The organism is Bacillus sp. FSL R10-2201, from assembly GCF_038008665.1.
GTDB classification, from domain to species: domain Bacteria; phylum Bacillota; class Bacilli; order Bacillales; family Bacillaceae_G; genus Bacillus_A; species Bacillus_A mycoides.
The window spans coordinates 2,990,624-3,008,207 of sequence record NZ_JBBOZP010000001.1 but is presented as its reverse complement, the minus strand read 5'-3'; the positions used below and the strand labels follow the sequence as shown (position 1 = coordinate 3,008,207).

General features: G+C 33.6%; 11 protein-coding genes and 1 pseudogene. 11 read left to right on the top strand and 1 reads right to left on the bottom strand.

Features of this window, described 5'->3' with window-relative positions; translation table 11 throughout:
• Window positions 1-33 precede the first annotated feature (33 nt).
• The 11 genes from hblD (at window position 34) to NSQ69_RS15505 (ending at window position 16,812) form a co-directional block, all read left to right on the top strand.
• On the top strand, window positions 34-1,254 hold the full coding sequence (gene hblD / locus NSQ69_RS15555; RefSeq protein ID WP_002128070.1) for a hemolytic enterotoxin HBL lytic component L1: 1,221 nt from the start codon (window positions 34-36) through the stop codon (window positions 1,252-1,254).
• 36 nt (window positions 1,255-1,290) lie between these two features.
• Window positions 1,291-2,418, top strand: a complete 1,128-nt coding sequence (hblA, locus tag NSQ69_RS15550) for a hemolysin BL binding component B (RefSeq protein WP_000591974.1) — start codon at window positions 1,291-1,293, stop codon at window positions 2,416-2,418.
• A 325-nt stretch (window positions 2,419-2,743) separates the two neighbouring features.
• Window positions 2,744-4,141, top strand: coding sequence for a hemolysin BL regulatory component HblB (gene hblB / locus NSQ69_RS15545; RefSeq protein ID WP_000730119.1), 1,398 nt, complete (start codon window positions 2,744-2,746; stop codon window positions 4,139-4,141).
• Between the two features lie 688 nt (window positions 4,142-4,829).
• Complete coding sequence (locus tag NSQ69_RS15540) at window positions 4,830-7,235, top strand: PAS domain S-box protein (RefSeq protein ID WP_078178957.1); 2,406 nt, start codon at window positions 4,830-4,832, stop codon at window positions 7,233-7,235.
• A 273-nt stretch (window positions 7,236-7,508) separates the two neighbouring features.
• Window positions 7,509-9,725 carry a binary toxin-like calcium binding domain-containing protein gene (locus NSQ69_RS15535; RefSeq protein WP_002168047.1) on the top strand — a complete coding sequence of 739 codons (2,217 nt, stop codon included), beginning with the start codon at window positions 7,509-7,511 and terminating at the stop codon, window positions 9,723-9,725.
• A gap of 372 nt (window positions 9,726-10,097) precedes the next feature.
• Entirely contained in the window at window positions 10,098-10,811 is a 714-nt protein-coding gene (locus NSQ69_RS15530; RefSeq protein ID WP_002017159.1) for a response regulator transcription factor, read from the top strand.
• Entirely contained in the window at window positions 10,808-11,866 is a 1,059-nt protein-coding gene (locus NSQ69_RS15525; RefSeq protein WP_002128066.1) for a sensor histidine kinase, read from the top strand. Before NSQ69_RS15530 ends, NSQ69_RS15525 begins: the two co-directional genes overlap by 4 nt.
• A 98-nt stretch (window positions 11,867-11,964) precedes the next feature.
• Window positions 11,965-12,462, top strand: coding sequence for a DM13 domain-containing protein (locus tag NSQ69_RS15520; protein ID WP_002017161.1), 498 nt, complete (start codon window positions 11,965-11,967; stop codon window positions 12,460-12,462).
• Window positions 12,463-13,587: 1,125 nt separating this feature from the next.
• Window positions 13,588-14,286: an L-serine ammonia-lyase, iron-sulfur-dependent subunit beta gene (gene sdaAB / locus NSQ69_RS15515; RefSeq protein WP_002128064.1), complete on the top strand. Its 699-nt coding sequence runs from the start codon at window positions 13,588-13,590 to the stop codon at window positions 14,284-14,286.
• A 22-nt stretch (window positions 14,287-14,308) separates the two neighbouring features.
• Window positions 14,309-15,199 (top strand): L-serine ammonia-lyase, iron-sulfur-dependent, subunit alpha, encoded by an 891-nt coding sequence (gene sdaAA, locus NSQ69_RS15510; protein ID WP_002128063.1) that lies wholly within the window; start codon window positions 14,309-14,311, stop codon window positions 15,197-15,199.
• Window positions 15,200-15,492: 293 nt separating this feature from the next.
• Window positions 15,493-16,812: an aromatic amino acid transport family protein gene (locus NSQ69_RS15505; RefSeq protein WP_341099461.1), complete on the top strand. Its 1,320-nt coding sequence runs from the start codon at window positions 15,493-15,495 to the stop codon at window positions 16,810-16,812.
• A 105-nt stretch (window positions 16,813-16,917) separates the two neighbouring features.
• On the opposite strand, the pseudogene NSQ69_RS15500 reads toward NSQ69_RS15505, so the two are convergent.
• Window positions 16,918-17,028: pseudogene (locus NSQ69_RS15500) on the bottom strand (IS6 family transposase); the annotation flags it as partial.
• Window positions 17,029-17,584: the final 556 nt, after the last annotated feature.

The window sequence follows — 17,584 nt, the reverse complement described above, 5'->3', positions numbered from 1 at the left end:
TTATAAGAATCTAGCGAAAGAAGGAGAATAGTTATGAAAAAATTCCCATTCAAAGTGCTAACTTTAGCCACTCTGGCAACGGTTATAACTGCTACTACTGGTAACACTATTCATGCATTTGCACAAGAAACGACCGCTCAAGAACAAAAAGTAGGCAATTATGCTTTAGGTCCCGAGGGACTGAAGAAAGCATTGGCTGAAACAGGGTCTCATATTCTTGTAATGGATTTGTACGCAAAAACAATGATTAAGCAACCGAATGTAAATTTATCTAATATCGATTTAGGATCAGAAGGAGGGGAGTTGCTCAAAAATATTCACCTTAATCAAGAACTGTCACGAATCAATGCGAATTATTGGTTAGATAAAGCGAAGCCACAGATTCAAAAAACAGCTCGTAATATTGTAAATTACGATGAACAATTTCAAAATTATTACGACACTTTAGTAGATACTGTACAAAAGAAAGATAAGGCAGGTCTAAAAGAGGGCATAAGTGATTTAATTACTACAATTAATACAAATTCAAAAGAGGTTACAGATGTAATTAAGATGCTACAAGACTTCAAAGGGAAACTATATCAAAATTCTACAGATTTTAAAAATAATGTTGGTGGTCCAGATGGGAAAGGTGGATTAACTGCAATATTAGCAGGTCAACAGGCAACGATTCCGCAACTTCAAGCTGAAATTGAGCAACTTCGTTCTACTCAGAAAAAACATTTTGATGATGTATTAGCATGGTCAATTGGTGGTGGATTGGGAGCAGCTATTTTAGTTATTGCAGCTATTGGAGGAGCAGTTGTAATTGTTGTAACTGGTGGTACAGCAACACCAGCTGTTGTTGGTGGACTTTCAGCTCTTGGAGCAGCTGGTATCGGTCTAGGAACTGCGGCGGGTGTCACGGCATCTAAGCATATGGACTCCTATAACGAAATTTCTAACAAAATCGGAGAATTAAGTATGAAAGCAGATCGTGCTAATCAAGCAGTTCTTTCGCTTACTAACGCGAAAGAAACATTGGCATATCTATATCAGACTGTAGATCAAGCGATATTATCTCTAACAAATATTCAAAAGCAATGGAATACAATGGGCGCAAATTATACAGATTTACTGGATAATATCGATTCTATGCAAGACCACAAATTCTCTTTAATACCGGATGATTTAAAAGCTGCTAAAGAAAGTTGGAATGATATTCATAAAGATGCAGAATTCATTTCAAAAGATATTGCTTTTAAACAGGAATAGAACTGAAAATTAAAACCTAAATTGGAGGAAAATGAAATGATAAAAAAAATCCCTTACAAATTACTCGCTGTATCGACGTTATTAACTATTACAACCGCTAATGTAGTTTCACCAGTAACAACTTTTGCAAGTGAAATTGAACAAACGAACAATGGAGATACGGCTCTTTCTGCAAATGAAGCGAGAATGAAAGAGACCTTGCAAAAAGCCGGGTTATTTGCAAAATCTATGAATGCCTATTCTTATATGTTAATTAAAAATCCAGATGTGAACTTTGAAGGAATTACTATTAATGGATATGTGGATTTACCTGGTAGAATTGTACAAGATCAAAAGAATGCAAGAGCACATGCTGTTACTTGGGATACAAAAGTAAAAAAACAGCTTTTAGATACATTGACTGGTATTGTTGAATATGATACAACATTTGACAATTATTATGAAACAATGGTAGAGGCGATTAATACAGGGGATGGAGAAACTTTAAAAGAAGGGATTACAGATTTACGAGGTGAAATTCAACAAAATCAAAAGGTTGCACAACAACTAATAGAAGAATTAACTAAATTAAGAGACTCTATTGGACAAGATGTTAGAGCATTTGGAAGCAATAAAGATCTCTTGCAGTCGATTTTAAAAAACCAAGGTGCAGATGTTGAAGCCGATCAAAAGCGTCTAGAAGAAGTATTAGGATCAGTAAACTATTATAAACAATTAGAATCTGATGGGTTTAATGTAATGAAGGGTGCTATTTTGGGTCTACCGATAATTGGCGGTATTATAGTGGGAGTAGCAAGAGATAATTTAGGTAAGTTAGAGCCTTTATTAGCAGAATTACGTCAGACCGTGGATTATAAAGTAACATTAAATCGCGTAGTTGGAGTTGCTTATAGTAATATTAATGAAATGCACAAGGCACTTGATGATGCTATTAACGCTCTTACTTATATGTCCACGCAGTGGCATGATTTAGATTCTCAATATTCGGGCGTTCTAGGGCATATTGAGAATGCAGCTCAAAAAGCGGATCAAAATAAATTTAAATTCTTAAAACCTAATTTAAATGCAGCGAAAGACAGTTGGAAAACATTAAGAACAGATGCTGTTACATTAAAAGAAGGGATAAAGGAATTAAAAGTGGAAACTGTTACTCCACAAAAATAGGGAAATATTAATTTTGTTGCAAAGTGAACCATAACATAGAGAGTCTATGATTACACTGTTAAACAGTAAAGCGATAATTAATAAATCCTTATATATTAAAAAGGCGGAGTCTCATTAAAGACTTCGCCTTTCACTTATATATAAGTTTTATCCAAATAAAAAGATAGCCATGTAGTTTACTTGTTTTTAAAAATTTGTAACAGAATCGATTAATAGGGGACAGTTTATATAGATTCGCTTAATAATATCGAATCTATGCAACTACATCGTCTTTTAATAAGAATAGGACTTGAAATCATACTCTATACAGGAGGAATAAGAAAAGATGAAAAAAAAACCTTATAAAATACTGGCTGTATCAGCATTTTTAATTATGACAACTACCTATGCAGTCACACCAGTAGCAACCTTTGCAATTGAAACTGAACAAACGAACACTGGAGATATGTCTCTTTCAGCAAATGAAGAAAAGATGAAAAAAACTGTACAAGATGCTGGGTTATTTGCAAAAGCTATGAATGAATATTCTTATTTGCTAATTAATAATCCGGATGTGAGTTTTGAAGGAATTTCTATTAATGGGTATGCAGATTTACCTAGTAAAATTGTACTGGATCAAAAGAATGCAAGAGCACATGCTGTTACATGGAATACAAAAGTAAAAAAACAGCTTTTAGATACATTGACCGGCATTATTGAATACGATACAAAGTTTGAAAATTATTATGAAACATTAGTAGAGGCGATCAATAATGGAAATGGGGATACTTTAAAAAAGGGGATTACTGATTTAAGGGGGGGAATTCAACGAAACCAAAAGTCTGCAAAAGCATTAATAGAAGAATTAACTAAATTTAAAAACGCTATTGGAGAAGATGTTAGAGTATTTGGAAGCCATAAAGAGACCTTGCAATCGATTTTAAAAAACCAAGGAGCTGATGTGGAGACTGATCAAAAGCGTTTAGATGAAGTTTTAGGACAAGTAAACTATTATAAGAAATTAGAATCTGATGGATTAATAATGGTGAAAATACCTTTTATCCCCACGCTTATTTCTGGTGGCATAATGATAGGTACTGCTAGAGATAATTTAGGTCGATTAGAGCCTGCTTTAGCAGAATTACGTAAAAATGTAGATTATAAAATTACATTAAATCGTGTAGTCGGAGTTGCATTTCATAATATTAGCGATATGCATAGTACGATTGATAGTGCTATTACTGCTCTTACTTATATGTCCACACAATGGGATGATTTAGACTCTCAATATTCGGGCGTACTGGGGCATATTGATAAAGCTGATGAAAAAGCTGATCAAAATAGATATAAATTTTTAAAGCCTAACTTGAATTCAGCTAAAGATAGTTGGAAAACATTAAGAACAGATGTTGTCACATTACTAGAAGGCATAAAAATTGCAGAGAAGAAAGAACAGGATTTTATGAATCTACTTCGTCCATCAAACGTTTTTTACTTTTATAAAAAAATCCATAACGCATACACTTTTGAAATAAAGACTGGAACAAATGCACCAAATGCGTCTTATAAAGTTATGAATTTAACTAAAAACACTGTTCATCATATGTGGAGTGGAGGTGCTAATACAAGCATGTGGGCTGACTGGCTTTCATTCAATCCAAATGATGAATTTGCGGTGGTAGCAGTAGTGGATGGGAAAGAATATGTTGTGTATAAAGACAAAGTAGAAAATATAATGAACTGAACCCAAAAAAATGCATTAATTGGGGATGGTACACATCGCTATCAAGCTAAGAAAAACAAATACCCCCAGAACGAAATTTTGTGCTAACTTTTAACAGAAAAGCTCATTTTTTCGTTTTGGGGTGAATCTATTTTCTTAAGTTGATGGGCATGGGGATGGTACACTAAACTAGACACCAAGTTAAGTGAAAAATTGAACAGCATAAGGCTCCTTATTTCCTAGAACACCTAGCTAAAGCAAAAGAATTTGTACAGTAAAAAAGTGAATATTGAATCAAGGTGCTGGTTGCTTTATGTGTATGGCTTAACCAAAAGATTGCGAATACATTAAAAGAGCAACTTGTAATAAAGATATTGCAATATTTTTAAAGCGAAAAGCCGAAATTGAGGAATTTGAAGAATTGTAATAGTGAAGGAATTGATTAATTTATAAAAAACATAGGAATTAAATATTCCTACGTTTTTTTGTACATAACATTTAAATAAAAAGAGGGAATAAACACCTTATTTTTGGGGTGTTTGAAGGTTCAAATGGAAGATTCCCTGGTTTTCGATTTGAATCAATATGATACTATTTACATGTACTGTCATGTAGGGAATTATATTTTTTACACCTGAACTGTTTGTACTATTTGTAGGATTTTCTGTTTTTTTGTCGAATATATCTTTAATGCAAGGAGGGACATTACATGATTATTAAAGACTATTTCATCAATCTTTCTATTTTTTCTTTATTAGTTAGCGCAGCGATATTTATTCAAGTGTTTTTGATTCATTCCAGGCGATATTTCGAAAAATTCTATGGAGGGATTATTGCAGTTACTTTGATGCTCTTTTCTTTTCCATACATGGGATTTTCCTACGATCTTCGAGTTGTTCCTCTTATTTTATCTTTTATTTACTTTGGTCGCATTGCTGGTTGGATTACATTAATTAGCATTATTATCATGCGTATCTTTTACATTGGAGGTTACTGGGAACCTCCTGTGATTGCTTATTTAGGTTTGGGTATCCTATTTGTTACTTTTAAAACATATTTTAAAAACCTTCATCCTTTTAAAAGTGCATCTTTATATTTTTCTGTTTTTGTTGGAATCAAGTGGTTAGTTGGTGTATTCTTTAATACTAAGTTACTTTACACTGGAGGCTTATTATATATAGCTTTAGGGCTTTTAATTGGGCTATTTCTTATGGAAGCCTACCAGAGATTATATTATTTAACACAGGACTTATCTAAAATGAATCGGGAATTAAAAAAATCCAAGCAAGAACTCACAGATACCGTACATGAGCTTCAAGGAGGGATTTTTAAATTTAAAAAAGTGGGTAAGCACTTTATACACACTTTATGTGATGGACAGTTTTATTATCAAAAAGGATTTTATTCTGAACAGGTGGTAGGGAAAAGCTTACGGACTATTGATGCTTCTATTGTTCCACCACATTTAGTTCCACAATTGATGAAGTATTATCTTCAGGCATGGGAAGGGAAAGAAAATATATTCGAATTACCCTGGCCAGATGATAAAACGATTATTCTTATTGCACTTAGGCCGATTAAACGAAATGGACAAGTTATGGAAGTTGTTGGTTCTATAGTCGATATAACCGAAAGGAAAAAGGTAGAATCAGAATTAAGAGCTACCAAAGAATTACTAGAATCATTTATAAAGCATAATGTAGATGCTATTACCATTTCTGATCGAGAAGGGCATATTTTACAAGCAAATAAAGCTTATGAAAAGATATTTGGATGGTCATTACAAGAAATCATAGGTAAGAGATTACCCTGTGTACCAGATTTCTTAATGGAAGAATCACTTGGAAATATTCAGAAAATTCTAACGAAAGAATCCGTAGTTACTAGATTAGAAACTGTTAGACGACGTAACGATGGAAGTCTTCTTGATGTCAGTCTGACAGTTTCTCCTATACTAGACGTAAGAGGAAATGTGTTAGCTTTATCTGCAATATGTAGAGACATCTCTGAAAGAAAACAAGCAGAAAGAGAACGACATCGATTACACCAACAATTAAAAGATAGTGAAATGAAGTACCGTGCACTAATCGAACAAGCAACTGATGCAGTATATGTAGTAGAGCTGAATGAAAATCATGTTCCAAGTCGATTCATTGAGGTAAACCCTGTTGGTTGTAAAAGATTTGGATATAGTAGAGAAGAGCTGCTCTCGTTACCATTTCCAAATGTAGTACCACAAGATTCTAAAATGATTGTAAGGTTGTTAAAAAGAATTAGAGAGGGACAAACTTCCTTCACTTTGCAAGATGAATATGTTTTTCCAACAGGAAAAATAATAACAACTGAGTTTAGTGTCCGTGTTTTTAACTTAAATGGTAAAAAAGTTTTCCTAAGTATTTCTCGTGATATCACTGAACGGCTAAAAACAGAAGAATTACTACGGAAATCTGAAAAACTTGCTGTCGTAGGACAATTAGCGACTGCAATGGCTCATGAAATTAATAATCCATTAACCGCAATGAAAGGGTTTATGCAATTACTAAAATCAACGGAAACTGAGAATAATCGGGGTTATATAAATATAGTATCATCAGAGATTGAGCGTATAGAAAGTATTACTAATGAATTTATGGCGGTAGCCAAACCACAGGTGGTAAAGATACAACCTAATGATATTGGTGTGCTAATGGATCAAGTTTTGACGCTACTGCAACCTCAAGCAATGATGAATAATATACAAATTAGAATCGATTTTACACCTGATATTCCATTGATTCCATGCGAAGGAAATCAATTAAAACAAGTATTTGTTAATATTTTAAAAAATGCAATTGAATCCATGCCAACAGGAGGAGAAATTTTGATTCAATTTGATAAACTTGATAATAATCAAATAAGGATTCGCTTTATCGATCAAGGATGTGGGATTCCAAAAGAACGTATACCATATTTAGGAGAACCTTTTTACAGTATTAAGGAAGAGGGAATCGGCTTAGGATTAATGGTCTGTTATAAAATTATTGAAACACACCAGGGGAAGGTATTTATTGAGAGTGATGTGAATAAGGGGACTATAGTTGAAGTCACTCTCCCAATTTGCACACTTCAAAATTAATACATTCTTTTACTGAAATTTTATAAGTTAGTGAGCAGTTAGCTTTGGCTAGCTGCTTTTTTGTATATATTGTAATCGATTCTTCATATTACGGCTTTTTGATGTTTCATATAGATTTTATGGCTTTTAAAAACTCTGTAAGTGTTTTGTAATATTTACGAGAGACTTTTTTAACAGTTATGAGAGAGAAAAGAAAGATTTGTTATATATGATGAAATTAATCTTACTAGTAGGTGTTCTAATGGACCTAGAAACCAAGGAGGAAAAATAACAATGAAACAATTGAAGCCAGCAATTAGTGTATTAGGTAGTGTATCGATGGCACTGACTTTAGCATCTCCTGCTTTAGCAGATGTAAAACAACCGAATCCAGGAGGTACAGTTGAAATATTCAAAGAGAATGCAAATGTAAAAAAAGAAGATAAGAATTTCACGCTCGGATCTGATGGGGAAATAGGTTCACTCATTACACAAAACATTGAAATGGCAAACAACGATTGGGATAAAGATGGTATTTCCAACGACTTAGAGATTAATGGATATAAAATTGAATTCAATTCACAAACTGGAAAAAATGAAGCGAAAGCATGGGATCCCGAGAAGGATAAAGGGAAACCAAAATTTATATCGAATCCTATGAATGCAAATACGGATGGTGATCCTTTTACTGATATGTATGAGGTTGAGAATTATAACAACGATTCTGATACTAATTTCAATCCGATAGTTGCCAACATGCCGAATTTGCAAATTGGTGTCAAACGAATTGAAGTAATTCCTATTGCAACCATTACGGATAATAATGGTGGATCAGTTAGTAGAGGATGGGAAAAAAGTGTATCTACACAACATTCATTTAATGTAGGTTTAAGTGGTTCAGGTGGTGCAGAAGGCTCAGCAGCCGGTCCTGTTCCTTCCGGAAGTGTTTCAGCAAATGTGGGATACGGATATTCAAAAACAACTACGGAAACGGAGAGTTATACAAATAATTTTGATTGGTCTACTGCAACAACTGTGGATACAGCGAACGCAGCAAAATTACGGGTACATTTGGAATATAAGAATGTAGGAACAGCATCCGCTGAAAATGTTTCGCCTCATTTTAATATTCGTTTAGGAAACAAAATTATTAATACTGTAAAGGCAACACAAGATCGTTATAAAGCAAACTATTTAAGTACAGAAAAAGGTGGACGGAATAAAACAGAAGTAGTAATTGACAGTTTAGAAGGACAAGCAGATGCGAATATTGTCTTATCTTTGGATGAATTGAAAGCTGTTGAACAAGGGGAACTTCTTTCGATTGAAGTTTTACCTACAAGTACAATGGATTTATCTATTGAAAAAGGTGAAGAAATTATGCATTTGGGGGATTCAGGGAGATATGAGTCTAGAGTAAATGCAGCTACTGAACAATTAGAAACAGATATAGGAAATATACCAAAGTTTAGGGTATATACTCCTAAAGACAAATCTCTTGCTGATAAGCCAGTTTTATCCTATAACGAAGTTTTTCAACAGGTAAATATAGATACGAAAAAAGTAAATCATATTGTAAACAAGGCTAAAAGTACTAATAACGTATCAGTGGTTTCAGCTAATAATGGAACTGATGCATTGAACGATTTAAAAGCGGGACAGGGAGATCGCGGTTATTTACATAAAGACTCTGTACACGGAGCTTTTGCAAAGCTACAGCAACCAACATTAGTAGAAGGTAGTTATGATTCTGTGACGCAAAAGATTAGGGCAACAATTTTACCTGGTTTATTTGGAGTGAGTAAAGATATTCCTACTACTTATAGTAAGAAATGGAATGCTCCGTCACAAACAGTAACACTGGTTAAACGTGAAAATGGATTTACATATGAGTCTAGAGAAAATATACACCCTATTAAATCTGAAATTGCTGCGCACAGAAAAGTTACATTTGAAATCAATGACGCACACAATCTAACGCCTACACAAAAGATTGATACTGAAATTAAAGCTAATAAAGAATTTGAAGATTATGTAGTAGATAATTCAGGTGAATTTGTTACAGAAGGAGTTCCTTATACCGTGGCTTCATATGGAAATACAGCTTATTTGGGAAGTCATCATGCAGGGAATAAATGGGAGTATCTTTGGGCTGAAAAATCTAGCGATGAAAAAGTGAATGTAATTATTGAAAGAGTAGGTCAACCTAAACCTGGAAAACCAATTAAAAAGGATGAAGAGGTATTAATTAAATTTCAAAATCCTATTTATTCAGATTATGCATATTTAAAACTTCAAGATAGTTATATCCATTTAGATCAAAAACAGAACGCAAGTACTTTTAAATTTAATCATGCATATCCAAAGAATTTCACTGGACACCATAAGCAATGGAACATACTATCTAATGGTAATAAGTTAAAGGTAGGATATTTAATCGATTATATGAAATATGGTAATGGAGAGAATGGGACTGATACTATAGCATGGAATCTATCAAGAGTTCAGTAATAGGTAACAGTTCTGTTGCTAAGTTTGGAAAGAGAACTGGAAATGAATTGAATCCGAAAAGTTAGATACAATAATTTAGGTTACTAATAAGGAATGAGCTCGATGGTGAATCGGACTCATTCCTTTTAATTTATATAATTTAGAAACTACTATTTTAAATACTTATCTAGTCATATAAGTAATCAAATGTTAAGATTACTATCTGTATTACATGATTTATTTTCCGAATTTTCATTCGTTTCGAGGGTGAAATGTGGAATTCTGATTTATTTATGTGATTAGTTTTTATATCTTTACCTATAAAGATATTTTTATTGGATAATAGAAAAAATAAATTTTTTGTTATTGGTGAAAAAGAAGTGAGGATAGTATATGAAGAAAAGAATTTTAATCGTAGAAGATGAAGAAAATATTCGAGAAGTATGCAAACGGTATTTAGAAAGAGAAGAATATGAAGTTTATACCGCTGTAAATGGTAAAGAAGGTTGGGATTTATTTCTTACACATCAACCAGATTTAATTATATTAGATTTGATGATGCCAAAAAAAGATGGATGGGAATTATGCGAGGAAATTCGTCAACAATCAAATGTCCCTATTATTATGTTAACTGCTAAGGGAGAGGAAAGGGATCGAATTTTAGGCTTAACAATGGGGGCAGATGATTATTTAACAAAGCCATTTTCCCCTCGTGAATTAGTATTAAGGGTTCAAATTATACTAAGAAGAGGAAGCCATGTACAAATACAAGCGAAAGAATCCTTATTGGAAGTGATAGAGTTTCCAGATTTAAAAATATATCCAAAGACAAGATATGTACTTGTTTGTAATAAGGAAGTGGAGTTAACGGTGAAAGAGTTTGAGGTACTTTATCTCATGGCAAAGCATCCAAAACAAGTATTTTCTCGCTCGCAGCTTCTTGAATTAATTTGGGATTTTGGACATGAAGGAGCATCAAACACAGTTACCGTGTTAGTGAGTCGTTTACGTGAAAAGCTCGAGAAGCATACGATAAAGAATCGTTGGATTCATACGGTTTGGGGTATAGGATATCGCTTTGAGCCAAATGGAGGAAATGAAACATGAGATTACGTATTCAATTGTTACTCATGAATCTATTAAGTACTAGTATTATGGTAATTGCTATATGGTATAGTGATACGAAAATGTTACTTGAACCGGAACAAACGCGGTTATTAACAGTAATTGCATTTGTGGCATTCATTATTTCAACGTTTATTTATTGGTTAATGACACGTCCTATCATGAGATCTATACAAAATTTAATAAAATTGACGAAACAATTTAGTGATAGACACTTTGAAACGATGTATATAATTGGGCAAGAACCACGTGAGTTTAAAGAATTGGCAACAGCCTTTCAACAGATGGCAAAAAAATTAGAAGAAGGGTTTACTAAGTTAGAGGAACAGGAAAACTCTCGTAAGGAGCTAATTACCAATATCTCACACGACTTACGAACACCTATGACTAGCATGCAAATGATGATAGAAGCATTACAAGATAACCTGATTGAAGATCCTGAAATGAAAAAGCAATACTTAGCAACGGTTTTAAAAGAAATAGAAAGATTAAATGGATTAATTAACGACTTATTTGATCTTTCAAAGTTAGAGTTTGAGCAAGTAGATTTTCACCCAAGTTTCACACATTTAGATAAAGTTCTATTAGATGTATTAGAGTCACATTCTGTCTTATTAGGAGACAAACAAATCCATGTGCAATTGGATGTCCCTGATACATTACCTCGACTTTTGATTATGCCTTGTAAAATAGAAAGGGTCATAGGTAATTTATTACATAATGCAATTCGATATTCTCCTATCTCTGGAACAATTGAATTGACTGTAGTGGAAAATAAACCAACTCAACAGGTCCAATTCACTTTGCGGGATGAAGGAATGGGAATTTCTCCAAATGATCAATTACGCGTATTTGAACGTTTTTTTAGAACAGATCGATCAAGAAGTTCACAATCTGGAGGTTCCGGACTTGGATTAGCTATTGCAAAATCATTGATTGAAATGCACAAAGGGGAAATTGGTGTAAGGAATCGCGCAGATGGTAAGCAGGGAAGTGAATTTTGGTTCACTCTTCCCATCACATCAGTAAAAAAATAAGACGGCTGAAAGACTTTTGTAACATTTACGTTAGAAAAATGAAAGACCTTCTTGTTAACATACTACTACACAGTATGTTACAGGAGGTTTTTTACTTTATGAAAAGAAAATATGTATGGCTTATAGGTGGTTTGATAATTGTATTGGGGATTTTATGGTCATTGTTCCGACCAGAGAAATTATTTATTGATAAGCACGTAAATGAATCATTGCCACAAGCAGAGATACAATCAACTGAAGTAAGGCAACAAAGTGATCGAGTAATAAGGGAAGGTCAGTTTCAAAACGGTGTCCATGAAACAACTGGAACGGCAAAAATTTACCAATTAGCGGATGGAAAACGTGTTTTACGACTTTCTGATTTTGCAACATCTAATGGGCCAGATGTACGAGTTGTATTAGTTCCTACAAATCGTTTGAAAAATAATGAAGACGTGAAAAACTATCAGTATATTGAATTAGGAAAATTAAAGGGAAATAAAGGAGACCAAAACTACGAAATTCCTGAAGGGATAGATGTAAGTGAATATGGTTCGGTTTCTGTTTGGTGTAAAAGATTTAATGAAAACTTTGGTGCGGTTTATTTTAATAATTAAATATGAACTTAAAATTTCCTCTTACAGGCAAAATTCATCGGGGTAATGATAATAGTTGCAGCGGACTTAGTTGCTAAGAAGGGCACTCATAAGAGTGTTTTTTTCATATTCTTCAATATTTGTATATTTTAGAGCTATTGGACGTTTACGGAGAGATTTTATTTAGTGTGGAAGCGTACTGTCTGTGAATAGAAGGATGAATAATATGTTACAGGAAAACATAACTCTTTTATAACTTAATTTTGAAGGAACATATACTTTTTTCATTTATCGGCTTGTAAAGAAGTATGGAAATTAAAGTTTATAATTTAAAAGTCAGCTTAAAGATGCAATAAGCAATTTGAATAGTAATCTTAAGTAAATAAAAAAGAGAGAGGAGCATCGATGAGCTCTTCTCTCTTTTTAAATCTAATTAGGGTTTCCATAACTGTAAAGGGGATGGTGTAAATTGTTGGATATCACCAAAATATTACTTTAAATTAAGGTTATAAAAAAAGAAGTTCCTTTTTTCCGAAAAATGAATGTTAATGCAAAATTAATGATTAATATTCAAAAATGATTTTATAGTTCATTAATTTATTACTTGCTATCTATATTAATCATTTATTGCAACAGCTTTCATGTCCAAAATTAAATGTTTCAACAAAGGATAATATAAGTATCATTATAATGATTTTCCAATATAATCAATGTGTTAATGAAAGGAACTCTGTGTTATTTTTGCTTTTCTACTAACTAATACAGCTTCAAACAAAGGACACAATTGCTACATGCTAAGTGTAATCTATTACCCATTCAAGATTCTGTTTATTCAATTTTTCTAAAAATAAAAAAATATTGTACTCATAAATATACAAGCTATAATGAGGGCGTCGAGAAAGAATTTATTACCTCTAGAGAAAGTATCAAACCTAGTTTTTTTGCAAAAATCCTAATGACATTGTAAATAACCTTTTAAATTTGGACATACTGACATGATTACTCTAAGAAAGGTATGTGATCAAAAGGAAAAGTGTATTTGACACGAGAATGAAAGCGCCTTCAATAAGGTCTTGTTTTGAATCAGTCATTTTAGTAACTTAGATTCAACTGCAATTAAAAATAATAAATTATGGGGGTGCTTATATGAACATGAATGTAGCATCTATTAAAGAAAAAAAGGTTGTTAAATACAAAAGTTGTTTTGATGTGATTGGGCCCATAATGATAGGTCCTTCAAGTTCACATACTGCAGGTGCTTTGGCTATTGGAACAGTAGCCAATAAATTATTTCAAGGTCTTCCAAAAAAAGTCGTGGTAAGGTATTATGAATCATTTGCTGAAACCCATAAAGGACATGGAACTGATTTTGCGATTATTGCTGGGATACTAGGATTTGCAGCCGATGACAGCGAAGTGCCAGATGCTATTAAAATAGCAGAATCTAAAGGAATCGACATTACCTTTATTGAAAAAGCGGGTGATAGTCCTGCTGATCATCCAAATACGGCAGATGTATATTTAGAGGATGAAAGTCGAAGTATTAGAACGATGGGTATTTCTGTCGGCGGTGGATTAATTGAAATCAAACATGTTGAAATTGACGGATTTAGTTTAGATCTGCAGGGGCCATTGCCAGTCATTATTGCAATTTCCGAAAGAGCTGACTTTGAATTTGTTTTACGCAGGATCTTTAAACAATATGATGTAGAAATTAATAACTTTCATAGTTTAGAAGGAAATAGGAAATATTTATATGCATTCGCATTGGATTCGCTATTGCCTGGTAATCTCCAGGAGGAATTAGGAAATTTAAGCAATATAGCTAAGCTCATTATTCTTTAGTTACATTAGGGAGTGAAAAAATATGTATATGGCCATAAAAGAAATTGTGGATGCAGCTAATAAAAGCCAAAAGACAATTTATGAATTAGCAATTGAACAGGAAATTGAACAAACTAAATCTACTTATGAAGAAGTTTGGAGTAAAATGGAACGAAATTTAGCGACTATGCAAAATGCTATAAATAAAAGTATCGAGGGCGACGGTGTATTTTCTCCAACTGGTTTAACCGGAGGTGATGCTGTTAAAATTAAAAACTATCGAGAAAATAGGAAAACCCTTTCTGGAGATTTGATGGTGTTAGGGATCCAAAGTGCTATCGGTGTTAATGAAGTAAATGCTGCATTAGGAGCTATTTGTGCAACTCCAACAGCAGGTGCGAGTGGGACGATTCCGGGAGTCCTATTTAGTATTAAAGATACGTTGCAGTTAAGTCATGAAGATATGATTCATTTTCTATTTACTTCAGCGTTATTTGGAACGATAGTCGCAAACAACGCTTGTATTTCAGGAGCGTACGGAGGATGTCAAGCTGAAGTAGGCAGTGCCTCAGCGATGGCGGCTGCAGCTGCGGTAGAAGCTGCAGGTGGAACGCCACAGCAATCTTCTGTAGCTTTTTCGATTGCATTACAAAATTTACTCGGTTTAGTTTGTGATCCGGTCGCTGGTTTGGTAGAAATTCCTTGTGTAAAGAGAAACGCCATTGGAACGGCAAATGCTTTAGCAGCAGCGGACATCGCATTAGCCGGCGTAAACAATATCATCAATGCTGACGAAGTTATTGAAGCGATGTATAGAGTTGGAAGACAGATGCCTCGCGAATTAAGAGAGACAGGTTTAGGTGGAATTGCAGCAACACCTACAGGGATTGCCATTAAAAATAAAATCTTTGGAGAGAAACAATCAAATCAATGAACAATCATCGGGTATATTGTGAAATAGTTAACAATCTATTCTCTATTGTTCGCCTAAGGATGTCTGTATATTGGGGGAATTACTAATAAAATATACTACTATACAATTGGAATATTTTGCAAGTTGTAACGCCCCCGTCAGATTGATGCTTCGCTAATTTTTTGATTTTGATTAACTTAGAAGAAGGATATACGATGTGGCGCACTTTATAAGCAATTCATTTTTCAAGAACGGTCTATATTCCGATGCCTTAAATAGAGAAGTAAGAATAGGAAACTAGGAGGAATTATTATATGAATGGGAATACTGCAAAAAACATAGAATTTCAAGCTGATAATACTGCAGTAAAAAATGAGAAATATCCAGACCCTAAAAAGTGGCATAAACAGGATACTACCTGGGCATTGAGTCTTTTTGGAACAGCAATTGGAGCAGGAGTACTCTTCTTACCTATTAATGCAGGTTCAGGTGGTTTATTATCATTACTGTTAATTACCATACTTGCATATCCAGTTATGTATTACTCACATAGGGCGCTTGCTAAAATGATATACGCTTCTAATTCTGCTGATGAGGGGATTACGGGTACTATAAGAGAGTATTTCGGAAATAAGGCAAGTATCATTTTTAACATAGTATATTTCGTCTCAATTTATACGATCGTGCTGATGTATTCGGTTGCACTTACAAATACTGCAAGTAGTTTTATCGTGCATCAATTGCACATGCAGGAGCCTCCAAGGGCCATTTTATCGCTTGTATTAGTACTCGGTCTTATCGCTATACTAAATTTTGGTCAAGATATTACTGTAAAGATAATGAGCATGCTAGTATATCCTTTCATTGTTTCTCTACTTTTTATCGCAATATCTTTAATTCCACAGTGGAATACGTCAATGCTAAGTTTTTCAAGTGTTTCTACTGCTTCAACTGGAACGGGATATTTTGGAACAATATGGATGATACTACCAATCATAGTATTCTCGTTTAATCATTCTCCTATGATTTCGTCATTCGTTATGAAACAGAGAGCTACGTATGGAATAGATGCTACTGATGCCAAGTGTGCTCAAATACAAAAAGTTTGTTATATCATGACATTCGCTGTTGTTATGTTCTTTGTTTGGAGCAGTACTTTAAGTTTGACTCCAGATGATCTTAAGGTGGCAAAAGAACAGAACTTGTCAATCCTATCATATCTTGCTAATGAGCTTAATTCACCAGTAATCACTATTGCGGCTCCTATCATTGCTTTTGTGGCTATTACAAAATCTTTCCTTGGCCATTATATCGGAGCATTTGAAGTAATGCGTGACATGATTATTAAGTTCGGTAAATCACGTGGGAAAGTTATTGAAGAAAAAACAATTAAGACAATCGTCCTTACTTTTGTTGTATTGTCATGCTGGTTTGTTGCTTATACAAATCCAAGTATTCTTGGAATCATTGATGCCCTTAGCGGTCCGTTAGTTGCTGCTATCTTATGTCTATTACCAATGTATGCAATTCGTAAAGTGCCTGTACTAGCTAAATATAGAGGGAAGATGAGCAATGTATTTGTTATTGTTATAGGTATCCTTACTGTCCTAGCGAGTATTAAGTCGTTATTCTAATTTACTATTGTTAGTTCTGATGCAAAAATAGTGGGATATGAAAAAAGAATGAAAAATTCCTAGCGGAACTGAATTAAATATTATTAAACCAGAGCGATTATGGTATTGGACAAACTTTTCCCCTTGGGGAGTTTGTCCTTTTTTGATTATAAGCATAACTTCTATTCCAGCAATCACTTTCTTAGCTGTTTGTAATGAGTTTAATTCAATCATATTATGGTGCCAATTAATGTACATCAAGCTAGTATTTTGAAAGAATCCTTCTTATTTTTCGTTCTGGAGAATATCCGTTTCTTAAGTTAATGGTTTTGAAGTCACCCTTAAATGAAAATTTTCTGTCTCTACATTTAGTTATTTTGAGAAGTCAGCTCATTTTTTGTTTTGAGGCGTTTCTTTTTCTTAAACTGTTGGATATGAGTACCCTCTAGTATAAATTTTACTATTGAAACAAGTGATTTTAACAACGTTAGGAGTGTTCCAGACAGCACGATGTAATTTGTGTTACATAGCAAGAAAAATAATCAAAATTTAAAGCGAGAAAAAGAAGCACCAAAGCAAATAACATCGGTGTTTCTTTTTTTGCGCTTTCGGGCACAGAGGTTCCTACAGCACTATTATAAAAGCGATTCTGGATGTAAGGGATTTGTAAGGAATAGGTAAGGAAAAAGAGATTTTCATTGTATATGATAAAAATATAAAGTAGCGCGAAGGGGGAAACAGGTACGACTTATATATGAAAAACAAACCAGTAAAAAGAGTGTTTTAAAGAAAA

What these genes read in the sequence shown, in the direction of transcription:
- sdaAB (WP_002128064.1), top strand. Translation starts at nt 13,588, where the DNA reads ATGAACATGAATGTAGCATCTATTAAAGAAAAAAAGGTTGTTAAATAC.
- hblB (WP_000730119.1), top strand. Translation starts at nt 2,744, where the DNA reads ATGAAAAAAAAACCTTATAAAATACTGGCTGTATCAGCATTTTTAATT.
- sdaAA (WP_002128063.1), top strand. Translation starts at nt 14,309, where the DNA reads ATGTATATGGCCATAAAAGAAATTGTGGATGCAGCTAATAAAAGCCAA.
- NSQ69_RS15530 (WP_002017159.1), top strand. Translation starts at nt 10,098, where the DNA reads ATGAAGAAAAGAATTTTAATCGTAGAAGATGAAGAAAATATTCGAGAA.
- hblD (WP_002128070.1), top strand. Translation starts at nt 34, where the DNA reads ATGAAAAAATTCCCATTCAAAGTGCTAACTTTAGCCACTCTGGCAACG.
- NSQ69_RS15525 (WP_002128066.1), top strand. Translation starts at nt 10,808, where the DNA reads ATGAGATTACGTATTCAATTGTTACTCATGAATCTATTAAGTACTAGT.
- NSQ69_RS15535 (WP_002168047.1), top strand. Translation starts at nt 7,509, where the DNA reads ATGAAACAATTGAAGCCAGCAATTAGTGTATTAGGTAGTGTATCGATG.
- NSQ69_RS15540 (WP_078178957.1), top strand. Translation starts at nt 4,830, where the DNA reads ATGATTATTAAAGACTATTTCATCAATCTTTCTATTTTTTCTTTATTA.
- NSQ69_RS15505 (WP_341099461.1), top strand. Translation starts at nt 15,493, where the DNA reads ATGAATGGGAATACTGCAAAAAACATAGAATTTCAAGCTGATAATACT.
- hblA (WP_000591974.1), top strand. Translation starts at nt 1,291, where the DNA reads ATGATAAAAAAAATCCCTTACAAATTACTCGCTGTATCGACGTTATTA.
- NSQ69_RS15520 (WP_002017161.1), top strand. Translation starts at nt 11,965, where the DNA reads ATGAAAAGAAAATATGTATGGCTTATAGGTGGTTTGATAATTGTATTG.